The organism is bacterium (assembly GCA_008933615.1).
In the GTDB taxonomy this organism is placed as follows: domain Bacteria; phylum CLD3; class CLD3; order SB21; family SB21; genus SB21.
Genome location: WBUR01000022.1, coordinates 1 through 14,386, shown reverse-complemented (window position 1 = coordinate 14,386; position 14,386 = coordinate 1). Strand labels below are relative to the sequence as shown.

Genomic DNA, 14,386 nt, shown 5'->3' with positions numbered 1-14,386 from the left:
GAACTCCCGGTAAAATATCGGGAGTTTTTTATTATATGAAACCAAACTTGTCATTATATCTTATCGCCGATACGGAAATCTCAACTTGTCTTCCCTTTCTTCAGACCATAGAAAGAGCTTTAATGGGAGGCGTTACTATCGTACAACTTCGTTCCAAGAATAATACATTTCACGAATTTATGGAAATTGCCCGTGCCGTGCGTGTCATTACGTCGAAGTATCAGGTTCCTTTCATCATTAATGATAACATTCAGGTGGCTTGTGAGATTGATGCTGATGGAGTTCATCTGGGGCAAGGCGATTTGCCGATAGAACAGGCCAGAAAAATTCTTGGGCATAAGAAGATAATTGGAATTTCGACACATAATCCGGAAGAAGCATATAGTGCAGAAATAAAAGGCGCAGATTATGTCGGAGCCGGAACAGTATTTCCAACGGTGTCAAAAGATGATATTACTGGAATCATTGGCGTGGAAGGAGTAAGAAAAATAGTTCTGTGCGCTAAGCTACCGGTTGTCGCTATTGGCGGAATTGATGTTTCTAATGCAGCGGCTGTAATGGAAACCGGCGTAACGGGCGTCGCCGTTATCTCATCAATCATGAAATCGGATACTCCACGAGAAACTGCTGAGTGTTTACGTGCCATCATAGATCGACAAAGAAAAGTGTAATGGAGATATTGTATGAAAATATCTGGAGTAGAAACTTGCACAGAATTCTTGCAAAAAAAAACTAAATATCCAGGTCGGTTTGCTTAGTACTGCGTCTTGGCTTTAATTTGAGGTGATCGTATGCAAGATGGGTAACTTCTCTTCCACGTGGTGTCCTTTTTAAAAGCCCTTTTTGAATCAGGAATGGCTCATATACTTCTTCAATAGTGCCCGCTTCTTCTCCTACGGAAATGGCAATGTTGTCCACACCAACCGGTCCGCCGTTGAATTTTTCTATAATCGTCGTCAGTATTCGTTTATCCATATCATCTAGTCCATGTTCGTCCACCTCCAAAGCACGTAAGGAGTAATCTGCAATAGCCTTATCAATAATGGCTTGCTGTTGTACCTGCGCAAAATCACGCGTTCTCTTCAGAAGCCGATTCGCTATTCGCGGCGTCCCTCTGGACCGTTTTGCAATTTCTTCCGCCCCTTTTTTGTTGATTTCCGTATTTAGAATATCGGCTGATCGTGTTACAATGTCAGTGAGATTCTCATCATTGTAGTAATCAAGCCGGCAGCTGATGCCGAATCGTGACCGTAACGGCGCGGTTATCAGACCGGCGCGGGTGGTTGCGCCAATTAAAGTGAAATGGGGGAGAGTCAGCTGAATAGTTCGCGCGCTGGGACCTTTGTCGATTACAATATCCAGTTGAAAATCCTCCATCGCTGAATACAGATATTCTTCAACGATAGGATTCAGCCGGTGTATTTCATCAATGAATAATACATCCCGTTCTTCAAGATTGGTTAAAATACCTGCGAGGTCACCTGCTTTGTCGAGTACCGGCCCGGAAGTCACGCGAATTTGGGCGCCCAATTCATGCGCAATAATATGAGACAACGTGGTTTTGCCTAATCCGGGTGGCCCTGAAAGCAAAACGTGATCCAAGGAATCTCCGCGAAGTTTTGCCGCCTCGATAAATACTTTCAGATTCTGAATGATCTTGTTCTGCCCAACGAATTCGTTGAATTTTGACGGCCTCAATGACAGATCAAGATCCACATCCTCATAGGATTTCTTTGGGCGAATAATATCGTCGGATTCTTGTTGCAGCGCCAAAACAATCTCCATAAAATTTTTTAAAATCTAATTAGATTTTACGCGTGAATCAATACACAAAACTATTTATCAGGTTTCTGTTTAAGTTTCCTAAGTATATCCGGAATTTTTCGAATATAGGCTTCTTTTCTCAGAGATTCTGCATGGTTCTGCGCTGGATATCCGGAAACTGTTTCTCCATTGCCGATAGAAGAAATGACCCCTGACTGCGCGCCGATGGTAACATTGTTTCCCACGGTGATGTGTCCTACGATGCCAACCTGTCCAGCAATCGTAACGCAGTCGCCTATGGTCGTACTTCCGGCGATGCCCGATTGAGCGGCAATCAGCGTATTCTTGCCTATGATTACATTGTGCGCGATTTGAACCAAATTATCCAGTTTAGAACCTCTCATAATGCGTGTTTCACCCAACGTACCGCGATCTATCGTACAGTTAGAGCCAATTTCCACATCATCTTCGATCACTACTTTCCCGACATGCGGAATTTTTTGGTGACGATCATTTTGTTTATAATAGCCAAATCCGTCGGAACCGACAACTGTTCCCGCATGAATGATTACGTTCTTTCCGATCCATGAGTTATCGTAAATAGTCACATTGGGATAAATAATGGTGTGGTCGCCGATTTGAACATGATTTCCAATAAAAGAATTTGCCATGATCGTTACCCGACTTCCGATATGAGAATAGGCTCCAATAGTAACGTGCGGCCCTATGTGCACCGTTTTTTCACAATCTGCAAATTCATCTATGACTGCCGACGAATGAATCAACGGTTTCAACTGCATACTTGGGTAGAATAACCGGATTACTTTGGACAATGCATCGTAAATATCGTCTGAAACGATGTAGCTGATTTGCGAGTTTTCTAAAAATTGTGAAAGATCCGGATTGAACAGCGCCTTATTTATGATCCAGGCTTTTGAGCGAATAATATTTTTATGATATAATGTTTTTTTTTGGATAATAAAAACGGCTTCATTCTCAAGCGCTTTAACAGGGTCTGAAATATTGGAGATGGAAATATCTCTGCCAACAATATTTAAGTTGATTTCAACGGCAATTTGACTAAATGAAATCATAATAATACGTGTGAATAAAAAATGGAAACTCTCCGGGAAGAGTTTCCATTTATGAGACGGATTGAAAAATTGCTATTTTTTGCCCGTGTCTTTGGTTTCTTTTACACCGGTATCTTTGGTTGTTGTTCCGGCCATTTTTATCAATTCATTTATGGCTTTTTCCGTCAGGTCGTATTTGGTATCTTCAGCCAGCAAAATACCTGACGCAGAATCCAGAATAAAGTCCATGCCTTCGGCCTTACGTACGTTTTCTAAGGCCTTCTTAACTTTGTCAAAAATGGGTTGCATCAGTTCTTGCTGCTTTTTACCTAATTCTTCATTATAGCGTTGGCCTGCAGTCTGCACATAATACGCCAATTCTTCAATCCCTTTCTGAATGGATTGTCTGATATTCTCTTTTATAAGAGGATTATTCTTATAATTATTTACAAAGTCGTCCTGAGCATTTGCCAGAGAATCCTGCAGATATTGAAATTGTTTGGCCATTTTTTCCTGTTCCACTTGCAGTTTAGCTTGAACGGCTTGCGTTTCTTTTAAAGACTGCATGATCTTTTGAGAATCGACGTAACCGATCTTGCTTTGTGCGCTGGTTGATTTAGCCGTCATTCCCAGCAGAACAACACTGAGTATCATGATTAAGCGTTTCACTTCATTGTCTCCTTAGGATGTTAAATATATGATGCAAACTACTATTTGTCTTCTATTTTTTCTTGTTTGTTAGGCTCGTCAATTTGCTGAGATTTACCTTTTTCTTCCACCTTGCCGGGTTGTACTTTTCTTGAACCGGATTGAATTTCTCGTTGACCACCGGAGGGGATATTTGTGCGCGACTCGGTGCTGACGGCTTGTTCCTTAACAGTAAGGCCAACGGCGACCAGTTCGTCTATAACCAAAATGGTCACGTCATATTTTTTGTCGATGGAAACCGGGTTTCCTGCCGATACGTCAAAAATAACATCTATTTTTTCACGAAGCCTCACATTATCAATGGCACGGCGAACTCTGTCGATAAGCGGCTGGAGTAATTCTTGCTGCTTCTTGTATAATTCACCTGTGACCGGTGAAAACTTTTGCTCCTGAAATGCAGCAATTTTCTGCCGTTTATCACTGATTCTTTTTTCGAGTATTTCTCTTCCCGATTTACTCAGCGTAAGACTGACTGTTTCAATGTCCTTTTCAAGATTCGTAAGAGTGTCCGTCATGGCCACAATTTCGTTTGTCCAATCTGAAGCCAGCTTCTGAATCTCGATTTGAACATCTTCAGCTGACTTCACTTGGGATATGATATATTGAAAATCGATATAGGCGATCTTATTCTGTGCATAAATAGCCGGACATTGCAAAACGATCCCGCATAAAAAGATGAAAATATTTTTTTTCACGTTAGACTCCTGTGATTAGAATTGTTGTCCCAACTGGAAATGAAAACGTGGGAAATTCCGATTCTTATTCGTTTTATCTAATCCATAAGCCACGTCCAATCCGATGACTCCAACCAGCGGCATAAAGAGCCTAAATCCATATCCAAAGGATCGTTTCACCTTAAACGGATCAGTCTCGCTCAGTGAACGAAATACATTGCCTGCTTCGGCGAATCCCAGAATATACATGGTCGGGCTTGGAATGACTGGTAATCGTATTTCTGCCGAGTATTTTACCATCGAAGCTCCGCCGGCGGCAAAACCGCTCTCTTGCGGTCCAACGCCACGGCCGCCATAACCTCGTAATTGAATTGAACCTATATCCAAAGCACTTCCACCCATATAAAAACGATCAAGTTGAGGAATTTCTTCAACTAAAGGATTTCTCTTAAATGTTCGTGAATAACCCATGGTAAAATCCGTGTACAGAACAAATGACCATAAAGTAGGGTAATAATTTTCTGCTCGGAAAGTATGTCGCGTGTAATTCTGCGGCAATACACGTACTGCATTTGCATATCCGGAGGTGTCGATACTAACGAAGCCAAAGTCGGTTGTCAATGTGTAAACAGAACCGGATTTTGGAAATTCAGCGGCATCTTTGCTGTTACGTTGAATCACCTGCGTCAGAGTCAGGCTCTGCTGTTGACCATAAGTAAACTGGGGGAATAAATTCGATAAACTCAACGGTTTCAAAGTTGAATTAGCGTAACCGACCGACCAGTTTGCCAGGAAATAATCATCAGGCCATTTAAGCCTGCGTCCGAAACTGATTGAGCCGCCGAAACTTCTTTGTTTATACCCAACGTACTGCGCGCGACGATTGCCGTCAAGTGAAAAGTAGAAACTGGCACCGAAGGATGTACGGGTATCAAAGAGGTAAGGCTCGGAAAATCCGACGGAAAACACCCTATATCCGGCGCCGCCTAATTGGAGATTCAAGCTCACTATCTGTCCATTGCCAAGGAAATTGTTAAATGCAACGCCGGCAGACCCAATTAGTCCGTCCTGCGCGCTGTATCCCATCGATAAATTTGCTGTGTCCGTCGGTTTCTCAGTGACCGTCATGATGACATTGACCTTGTCTTGGCTTATCGGCTGCACATCGGGAATCACGTTTTCAAAATAATTGAGAACCATAAGGTTTCGTTGGGATCGTATCAATGCCTCGCGACTGAATTTTTCACCGGGGAATGCAACTACGTCGCGCCGAATGACTTTTTCTTTGGTCTTGGTGTTATTTCTTATTTCAACTTTCTCGATGTATACCTGGTTACCTTCGGTTACGATAAATTCAAGGTCGAGCGTATCTTTGCTGACCGGTTTTTCAATTGGAACTATCTGAGCGAAGATGTAGCCGCGATCGTAATACATCGCATTGACCTGTTCCTGCATGTTTTTGTCGTATTTTTCCTGATTGAAAATCTCTCCACGGCTGAACCCGAAAGCATGGCTTAATTCTTCATTGGAAAAAAGTGTATTGCCTGTCCACCTAACGTCTCCAATTCTGTATTTAACGCCTTCTTCAACGTGAATATCTATAAAAAAATCTTTTTTGTTCTTTGCATAATACGTAGAGTCATTTACAACTTGGAAATCCCGGTACCCTTTTTTCTTATAATATGCAATTAACTTCTTAACGTCTTCTCTGTATTTTTTTTCATCGAAATCTCCTCCTTTAAACCACCGAAAAACGCCGGACTTGGATTTGGTGTCGTCAAAGGTACCTTCCAGTTTTGCGTCGGCAAAGGAGTAGTTGCCAAAAAAGTTGATTCCCCGAATTTTGACTTTTGCTCCTTCGGTGATTTTTATCTTAAGCAAGACTTTGTTGGAATCATTTTGTGAAGCGTAGGTTGTGATCTCCACATCGGCATTCAAATAACCTTCTTCCGCATATTTTCTTTTTATACGTTCGATTGCTTTTTTGATGTGCTGGGGGCTTACGGTTTGCGAAGTATAAAGCCCCATTTTACCTCTAATGTCTTCTTCATCAATATTGTCCTGGCCTTCCAAGTCCATCGATTCGAGTCTTGGATATTCTTTCACTACGATAACTACCTCAATACCGTCTTCGACTTGCTCGCCATAAACCTGGATATCTTTGAAAACGTTCATTTCCCATAAGTTTTCTATGGCTTTGGTAATATCATCAGCATTGAATTCTTGACTTACAGAAAGGCCGGAGGCTATAATAATAAGTTCAGCATCCGATTTGAGATTACCCTCAACTTTGATCGAAGCGATCTTAGGACGCCCCGCCAAGCCTTGCGTCTGCGCTGCAATGTGAACAGTGAAAAGACATGAGATCAGGGCCATAACAAGCACGATGGGCAGACGATGCAAAAACAATTTTTTCATTAATGAGAATTTCCGTTCCGTTGTTGAGTGAATGAATTTGAGCACACTGATGTAAACAATTTTATTTTTTGCCGTGGATCGTTTTTTTTGCATGTTTTTTTTCGACGTTGACCTGTTCGCTTACTTTCCCGAAACGACGTTCCCGTTTCTGATAATTGCGAATGGCTTCATACAATTGCGGTTTTCTGAAATCAGGCCAGTACGTGTCCGTTATATAAATTTCAGAATAAGCGATCTGCCATAAGAGGAAATTGCTTATCCTGTATTCTCCGCTCGTTCGAATAACCAGGTCCGGATCGGGCAAATCCCAAGTGTCCAGGTTTTTTGAAAAAAAATCTTCGTCTATCTTTTCAAAGTTAATCGAATTTTGAATTATGTTCTTTGCAATCTTTTTGACGGCATCCATGATCTCGATTCGTGCGCTGTAGCTTAATGCAAGATTCAATACCAAGCCCGTGTTGCTTTTAGTAATGTTGATCGCGGTTTGGACTTGTTTAAGTGTTTCAGGCGGCAGGAGTTCAATATGGCCTATGGTTTTAATGCGAACATTGTTCGAATTGAGGTTGTCGATCTCGTTATTAATCGTACGCATCAGCAGCTTCATCAGAGCTGAAACCTCCCAAGTAGGCCTTTTCCAGTTTTCCTGGCTGAAAGCGTATAGGGTCAAAGCCTCAATGCCTAATTCACCGCAGGCTTCAACGATTTCTTTCACCGATTTCACGCCCTGATTGTGTCCGGCAATTCGCGGCATGCCGCGTTCTTTTGCCCAACGGCCGTTGCCATCCATAATGATCGCAATGTGCCTCGGCAAATTACCCGCTTCTTGCACCTCGGCTAATAATTTTTCTTTTTTAGATTTTGAGAAATTACGGGTGAAGGCGTCGAAGACCGACTTGCGTGAGGACTTATCAGTATTGCGGGCAGACACGGCGTGGAACACTCCAAAAAATATTGTATAATATACGGTATAAATTGAAAAAAAATATACAGATTGATATTAAAAATTGCAAGGTGAAAATTGGATTTTTGTGGTTAGATGGAGGGCGGTAATCGGCATCAGAAAACGAGTTCAATGCCAACGGGACAATGATCCGATCCCAAAACGTCGGGCATTATCCACGCATTTTTCAGGTGCGGTAGAAGATCTTCGGATATAAAATGATAATCGATTCGCCAACCAACGTTTCTCTGTCTTGCAAACGTTTGCATATCCCACCATGTATATTGTTCGGGTTCCTTATTAAATTGCCTGAACGTGTCGACAAATCCGTGAGCCACTAATGTATCCATCCAGGCGCGTTCCATGGGCAGAAATCCGGAAATCTTCTCATTTTCCTTGGGCCGGGCGAGATCGATTTCTTTGTGGGCGGTATTGTAATCGCCGCAAATAACCAGTTTCTTGCCTTTTTTCCTGAGTGATTCAAAATACTTCAAAACCTCTTCATAAAATTCCATTTTATAGTCCAGCCGTTCCTGGCGCATTTTTCCATTTGGAAAATAGATGTTGAATAGCAAAAAATCCCCGTGATCGGTCATCAAGACGCGTCCTTCAGAATCAAATTTTGCAATGCCAAATCCGTTCTTAAAATCGACAGGTTTTTTTGCGCAATAGGTTGCTACGCCGCTGTACCCTTTTCTTTCGGCGCTATTGAAATAGCCTTCATAACCGTCCGGATGAAGCAGGGACTCGTCAAGTTGGTCGGTTTGCGCCTTGATTTCCTGCAAACATAACACGTCAGGCGAAGCCTGAGCAAACCATTGGAGGAAACCTTTTTTGGAAACGGCGCGCAGGCCGTTAACGTTCCACGACAGAATAATCATCGCCCATCAGGTGTATAAAATTGAATAGTAACCAAATAATGTATGGTACTGCATTTTTCAATGCAAGAGTTTGTTTAACAACAAAAATTCTTGAAAAGAGTCGAAAATATTAGTATATGACAATGTAAAAATGGAGAGGTTCTTATGTTTAAACATCGTGTCGCACGCAACCGGGTTCTATATTTTGCGGTGTTGTTGCTTGTACTCATCGCTTTTGCATATCTGATAACGAATTTTCACTGGGAACTATACCAACTTTTGATCATTGCGCTTGTTTTTTTGGTTCCGGGAAGATTAGTTCAATATTATTGGCGTGATTTTTTCAAAGGCCGCAAAAACCTGGAAAAGAAAAACTATGACAAAGCCATTCAACGATTCGAGCTGTTTCTCAAAGACGTCGAAGAATCGCCATGGATCAAGTGGCTGATGTTCTTCTCCTACGGGTTATATTCATTCAAAGTGGAAGCCGTTGCATTGGCCTATCTAGGGAAATGCAATATATATAAAAGGAACCTCGAGCAAGCTGAACAATTTCTCAATCGGGCACTTCAAACCGACTCAAAATATCCGGTTGCCTTTTTTAATCTCTCGGTTATCTATGTTTTGCGAAACGATGAAATAACGGCGCGCCGTTATTTTGACGCAGCGAGGGAACACGGGTATCCAAAAATGAAATTTGAGAACCTAAACGCCTTTATTCGTGACGAATTTACCGCACCCAACTAGCCCCATCTGCATAAAATATGAAATCTGTTATTTCGGCGATCGTGCGTTTTGGTAGCATGATTAAGTTTTCGCACACAATTTTTGCCCTGCCGTTTGCATTGACCTCGGCAGTGCTTGCGTCACGATATTTTCACCTATCTATTGAAAAAATATTCTGGATCATGGTTGCTATGGTGGGCGCACGCAGCGCAGCCATGGGTTTCAATCGGATTGTGGACGCCCGCATTGATTCACAAAATCCGCGAACAGCTCACCGCGAGATACCGACCGGGGCTGTTTCGAAAGCCCAGGCCACTCTGTTTGTTCTGGCTTCGTCGCTTTTACTTGTTGGAGCATCGTATTGTCTCAACGATCTGTGTTTCAAATTATCACCGCTGGCGCTGGCGATCGTTTTCTTTTATTCTTATACAAAACGTTTTACTTCCTTTGCACATTTGTTTTTAGGTGCCGCATTAGGCGTGGCGCCTTTAGGTGCATGGATTGCCATTACGGGGGAATGGGGTTGGCAGGCATTCCTTTTAGGGTGCGGCGTTGTATGCTGGGTTGCTGGATTCGATGTTATCTACGCCTGTCAGGATTATGAATTTGATAAGAAGGAGAATCTGTTCTCGATTCCAAAAACATTTGGCGTTGTCAATGCGCTGCGCATTTCCAGGATGTTACATGCAATGGCTTTTCTTGTTCTAATTATTCTTGGGTTCTGGCTTGCGTTGTCTTGGCTGTATTTCACTGGAGTTGTGATCGTGGGAATTATCCTTGTTTACGAACAAAACCTTATCCGCGCGCATGATCTTTCAAAAATCAATATGGCTTTTTTTAATATGAATGGAATCATCAGTATGATCTACTTTATATTTACAGCAGCGGATGTATGGTTATTAGTGTAAGGGCCGTGCAGCTATGAAATATATACTTATTGGAATCGGGGGCGCAATCGGCGCGATTAGTCGGTATGCTCTGCAGGGCATTGTCTATCAGTTTGCAGGAACGGGTTTTCCATACGGCACATTGGCGGTGAATATTATTGGCTGCTTTTTGATCGGACTTTTCATGGAGTTAACTGAAAATCGATATTTTGTTGATCCGCAGCTCAGAATATTTATTACCGTCGGGATTCTGGGCGGATTTACAACCTTTTCCACGTTCGGTTATGAGACGTTTTCGTTATTGAGAGACGGAGAATTCATGCGCGCTTCGTATAATATTATCAGTAGCGTTTTGATAGGCCTGACTGCTGTTTGGTTGGGTTTTATAACAGCGCGTATTATATGAAAGGGAGTATACTATGAAGATCGATGGCGAAGGAAAATTGCTGAGAATATTTGTCGGGGAATCGGATAAATTCCATTCAAAACCGCTTTTTGAGGCCATTGTTGAAAAGGCTAAGGAAATAGGTATGGCCGGTTCGACCGTTTTAAGGGGCATAGAAGGTTTTGGAGCAAACTCCAGAATTCACACTGCAAAAATCCTGCGGTTGTCTGAAGATTTGCCAATGCTGATCGAGATCGTCGATTCGGACGAGAGGATTAAAGAAGCGCTCCCGGTTTTTGAAAATATGATTAATGAGTCAAACTGCGGTGTGTTGGTGACATTAGAGCGCGTGGAGATCATCAAATATACGTCTAGGAGTAGCGTTTGACTATCTATCGTAGACAGGCATAAAATCAGCATTTCGCGGGAGTTACAAAAAACATTTTCTTGACATACGATTCTTTTTACTGTATCTTAAACATTAGTAAAAACTCTACTTAATGTGTAAACCATTGAAAGTGGGTGTGATTTTTCTATGTCCCTAAGCGGCCACGTGCTCGTTCTGAATCAGAACTATGAGCCGATGACCATTTGTCACGTAAAAAAAGCCATTGTATTGATCTTTTTGGGCAAGGCAGAGATTATTGAAGTGATAGAAGGTAAAGCGGTACGTTCCGTCCGTTCATCTTATCCCTTTCCAAGCATTGTCAGGATATATTCCTATATATATAAAAAGAATAAAGGAATCATGCTGTCCAGAAAAAACATTTTAAAACGGGACGGTTTTGAATGTCAATATTGCGGAAGCAAGACGCACTCGATGACGGTGGATCATATTATGCCGAAAGTTCGCGGCGGAAAAGACACTTGGGAAAACATGATAACGGCTTGCATTCACTGCAATAATCGAAAAGGCGACATGACTCCGGAGGAAGCGCAGATGCGCTTGATGACCAATCCGCGTAAACCTCATCATTTGAGCTTCATACAAAAACATGTGGGCGTCCGGGATGAACGCTGGAAGCAGTATTTATTTATGAAGTGATCGAGTATCGAATTCTATTAATTTGAACAAGGTTTTTTTTACAAGAAGGAGCTAAATCATTTGCCAAGAATATTCAGCGGGATGCGTCCGACGGGAAAACTGCATTTGGGACACCTGGTAGGGGCTTTAGAAAACTGGACTAAATTTCAAAGCGAATATGATACTATCTACGGAATTGTTGACTGGCACGCGTTGACGACCGGTTACAAAGATACTTCCAGACTAAATGAATACATTCTAGAAACTGCGATTGACTGGATCTCCGTGGGAATTGATCCTAATAAGAGTATTATCATGCTTCAGTCGCTGGTAAAAGAACATGCCGAACTTCATTTACTTTTTTCGATGATTACGCCGACGCCGTGGTTAATCAGAAATCCTGCAGTCAAACAACAAGCAAGAGAAATGGGATTGATCGAGAATGCAAATGACGAAGAGATGGCCAAAATTGATTTTGGGCATTTAGGATATCCTGTGCTTCAAACGGCGGACATATTGGTTTACCGCGCCGATACGGTTCCTGTCGGCGAGGACCAGATACCGCATATTGAGCTGTGCAGGGAAATTGCGCGGCGGTTTAATTTTTTGTTTGGTGAATCCGGTTTCCAATTTCCTGAACCGCAGCATAAACTCACCGTTACTCCGCGTTTGCCCGGTGTTGACGGCAATATGAAGATGAGTAAGAGCCTGAACAATTGTATTTATCTGTCCGACGACGACGCTACGGTACAGTCGCAGGTAAGAAAAATGGTGACCGACCCGAATAAAGTTCGTAAAAACGATCCGGGGCGTCCGGAAATTTGTTCCGTTTTCACGTATCACACTGTGTTTAATAAGAGTGAAGTTGATGAAATTGGAAATAACTGCAAATCGGGCGAACTGGGGTGTGTTGCATGTAAGAAAAATCTGGGAGAAAAAATTTCTGCAAAGATAGAACCGTTTAGACAAAAACGTAAAGAATTGGTCAGTAATCTTGATATAGTAGAGAAGATCATCGCCGATGGTTCAGACAAAGCCCGCGCGATCGCCTCTGACACACTCAAACAGGTTCGACGTTCAATGAACTTGATGGAATAAGGGGATGGGCGGATTATTAGAAAATGAGTCAATAATATTTGCCGGCTTTTTTGTATTATTTAGTTGTATTCCTGTTCTAGTTTTATATCTTGCAGTCCGGCAAAGAAGAAAACTGCGTAAAAGTTTTGCATTTTTTGCAGAAAGGCTTGGTTGTCCGGCCTCTATTCCGACAGGGTTTTTTGGCGGTTTTCCTTCGCTCAACGGCGTATATCGAAAACGATCATTGCGAGTATATATGTTCAGCCGCTCGTCGGGGTCAGGCAAGAACCGGAGATCGAAGACCTATACGGCTTTCACGCTTCACGTCGACAACCCGGATGATTTTCAGTTTAATGTTTATGAACAGGGGTTCTTCACAACATTGCTAACCAAATTTGGCATGCAGGATATTTCAATCGGCGACGAAGCGTTTGATAAAGAATTTATAGTAAAATCTAATAACGAAGAAAAGATTCGTTCCATGTTATCGCCAATGCTTCTTACAAAATTCATGGATTTTGCAGAGCGGTACACTGCATTTGGGGTAGAATTGAAAGGCGATCGGTTCTACTATGAAGCGCCTGAGACGATCATTGACGAAAAACACATGTTGCGTTATGAAGAGAAAATTAATTTTATGTGCGACATCTCGGATCGTCTGGACGAAATGAATCGACGCAGAAGAAATTAGTATGACTACTTTATATAAAATAAAACTACAAAATTTCGAAGGTCCGCTGGATCTCCTGCTTTTTTTTGTTCGCAAAGATGAGCTGAATATCTATGACATTCCTCTGGCGCGCATCACTAAATCGTATCTCGAGTACCTACAATTAATGCAGGACTTGAACCTTGATATTGCTTCGGAATTTATTCTCATGGCGGCGACGCTCATGCGGATAAAAGTTCGGACGATGCTTCCTAAAGATCCTGTGGCAGAGGACGAGGAAGATATGATGGATCCAAGGGAAGAGTTATCCCGCCGCCTGATCGAGTATCGTCAATTTAAGGAAGCCTCTAAATCACTGTCGGAATTGGACGAATACTGGCGCCAGGTCTATAGACGTAGTTATTTCAATTTTGACCTTTTGCCGCAAAACGAGGAAGAAGTCATTGGGCTAAAAGACATATCTTTTTTTGATTTATTGGCCGCCTATAAGAAGGCCCTTGAAAAGAAGCCGATAGCTGTTTTTCACAGCATTGAGAGGCTCAATGTGACGGTTGAAGATCAGCAAAAATACATCATGAATTTTTTCAGAGAACGTACTTGTTATTTATTTACGGAACTTTGCGAAGATATGGCAAAGGTAGAGATAGTTGTTACTTTTCTCGCCCTACTTGATCTTGTGAAGAGGGCCGATATCGCCATTAAACAAGCTTCTATTTTTGATGATATCTGGATATACAAAGCATCGGAATTCCAAGAGGATATGATTCCGGAAGCAGAGCGTGTTGAAACGGACCTGCACGAATTGACTGAATTGATGAATAGTAAAAACGTTTCGCATGACACAGTTGAAACTGAATCGACCATCGACGCGATATCGACAGTTTCTGATGTGAGTCAGGATGAAGTTTCGCCGGAGACGTTGACTACGCCTGCAGAGATAAAAGTTGAGTTTGTTGAGAACGGCATTAAGGCTTTAGACGATGATCACGCGCAATCGGAGACTGAATATACAGAGGCATTAATGGACACTGGATTGACCAAATCGGTAACGGAAGTAACTGAACCAATAAACGATGAACGGGTACTTGTTAATGACATATCGAATGAAAAGGGTCAGGAGTTTGGCCAGAACTCTTCAGACGATGAAACCACAACTAACGCAGCTAATAAAGAAAAAGTG

Annotated in this window: 16 protein-coding genes; 9 read left to right on the top strand and 7 right to left on the bottom strand. The window is 42.1% G+C overall.

Annotation, left to right across the window (positions count from 1 at the left end; all coding sequences use genetic code 11):
* The first annotated feature begins 35 nt into the window (after positions 1-35).
* Entirely contained in the window at positions 36-671 is a 636-nt protein-coding gene (gene thiE, locus F9K33_09470; GenBank protein KAB2879336.1) for a thiamine phosphate synthase, read from the top strand.
* A 61-nt stretch (positions 672-732) separates the two neighbouring features.
* Here thiE and ruvB read toward each other — a convergent pair whose 3' ends face one another.
* The 7 genes from ruvB to xth all read right to left on the bottom strand — a co-directional run bounded on the left by ruvB (position 733) and on the right by xth (position 8,458).
* Positions 733-1,785 (bottom strand): Holliday junction branch migration DNA helicase RuvB, encoded by a 1,053-nt coding sequence (ruvB, locus tag F9K33_09465; GenBank protein KAB2879335.1) that lies wholly within the window; start codon positions 1,783-1,785, stop codon positions 733-735.
* 50 nt (positions 1,786-1,835) lie between these two features.
* Entirely contained in the window at positions 1,836-2,858 is a 1,023-nt protein-coding gene (lpxD, locus tag F9K33_09460) for a UDP-3-O-(3-hydroxymyristoyl)glucosamine N-acyltransferase (GenBank protein KAB2879334.1), read from the bottom strand.
* A gap of 72 nt (positions 2,859-2,930) precedes the next feature.
* Entirely contained in the window at positions 2,931-3,506 is a 576-nt protein-coding gene (locus F9K33_09455) for an OmpH family outer membrane protein (GenBank protein KAB2879333.1), read from the bottom strand.
* A gap of 41 nt (positions 3,507-3,547) precedes the next feature.
* The gene (locus F9K33_09450) at positions 3,548-4,240 is read right to left on the bottom strand and encodes an OmpH family outer membrane protein (GenBank protein KAB2879332.1); all 693 of its coding nucleotides are present in this window, start codon (positions 4,238-4,240) and stop codon (positions 3,548-3,550) included.
* 15 nt (positions 4,241-4,255) lie between these two features.
* On the bottom strand, positions 4,256-6,730 hold the full coding sequence (gene bamA / locus F9K33_09445) for an outer membrane protein assembly factor BamA (GenBank protein ID KAB2879331.1): 2,475 nt from the start codon (positions 6,728-6,730) through the stop codon (positions 4,256-4,258).
* Positions 6,699-7,565: an isoprenyl transferase gene (locus F9K33_09440; protein ID KAB2879330.1), complete on the bottom strand. Its 867-nt coding sequence runs from the start codon at positions 7,563-7,565 to the stop codon at positions 6,699-6,701. Before F9K33_09440 ends, bamA begins: the two co-directional genes overlap by 32 nt.
* 128 nt (positions 7,566-7,693) lie before the next feature.
* A complete protein-coding gene (gene xth / locus F9K33_09435; protein ID KAB2879329.1) occupies positions 7,694-8,458 on the bottom strand; it encodes an exodeoxyribonuclease III in 765 nt (254 codons plus the stop codon).
* 144 nt (positions 8,459-8,602) lie between these two features.
* Here xth and F9K33_09430 point away from each other — a divergent pair, with 144 nt between their 5' ends.
* The 8 genes from F9K33_09430 to F9K33_09395 form a co-directional block, all read left to right on the top strand.
* Positions 8,603-9,184, top strand: coding sequence for a hypothetical protein (locus F9K33_09430; GenBank protein KAB2879328.1), 582 nt, complete (start codon positions 8,603-8,605; stop codon positions 9,182-9,184).
* A 17-nt stretch (positions 9,185-9,201) separates the two neighbouring features.
* Complete coding sequence (locus F9K33_09425) at positions 9,202-10,071, top strand: 4-hydroxybenzoate octaprenyltransferase (protein ID KAB2879327.1); 870 nt, start codon at positions 9,202-9,204, stop codon at positions 10,069-10,071.
* 13 nt (positions 10,072-10,084) lie between these two features.
* Entirely contained in the window at positions 10,085-10,456 is a 372-nt protein-coding gene (crcB, locus tag F9K33_09420) for a fluoride efflux transporter CrcB (protein ID KAB2879326.1), read from the top strand.
* Positions 10,457-10,469: 13 nt separating this feature from the next.
* Positions 10,470-10,823, top strand: coding sequence for a DUF190 domain-containing protein (locus tag F9K33_09415; GenBank protein KAB2879325.1), 354 nt, complete (start codon positions 10,470-10,472; stop codon positions 10,821-10,823).
* A gap of 147 nt (positions 10,824-10,970) precedes the next feature.
* Entirely contained in the window at positions 10,971-11,480 is a 510-nt protein-coding gene (locus tag F9K33_09410; protein ID KAB2879324.1) for an HNH endonuclease, read from the top strand.
* An 81-nt stretch (positions 11,481-11,561) separates the two neighbouring features.
* Positions 11,562-12,557 (top strand): tryptophan--tRNA ligase, encoded by a 996-nt coding sequence (trpS, locus tag F9K33_09405; protein KAB2879388.1) that lies wholly within the window; start codon positions 11,562-11,564, stop codon positions 12,555-12,557.
* Between the two features lie 4 nt (positions 12,558-12,561).
* The gene (locus F9K33_09400) at positions 12,562-13,227 is read left to right on the top strand and encodes a DUF3137 domain-containing protein (protein KAB2879323.1); all 666 of its coding nucleotides are present in this window, start codon (positions 12,562-12,564) and stop codon (positions 13,225-13,227) included.
* A gap of 1 nt (position 13,228) precedes the next feature.
* Positions 13,229-14,386: hypothetical protein (locus tag F9K33_09395; protein KAB2879322.1), on the top strand; the 1,158-nt coding region annotated here is incomplete at its 3' end.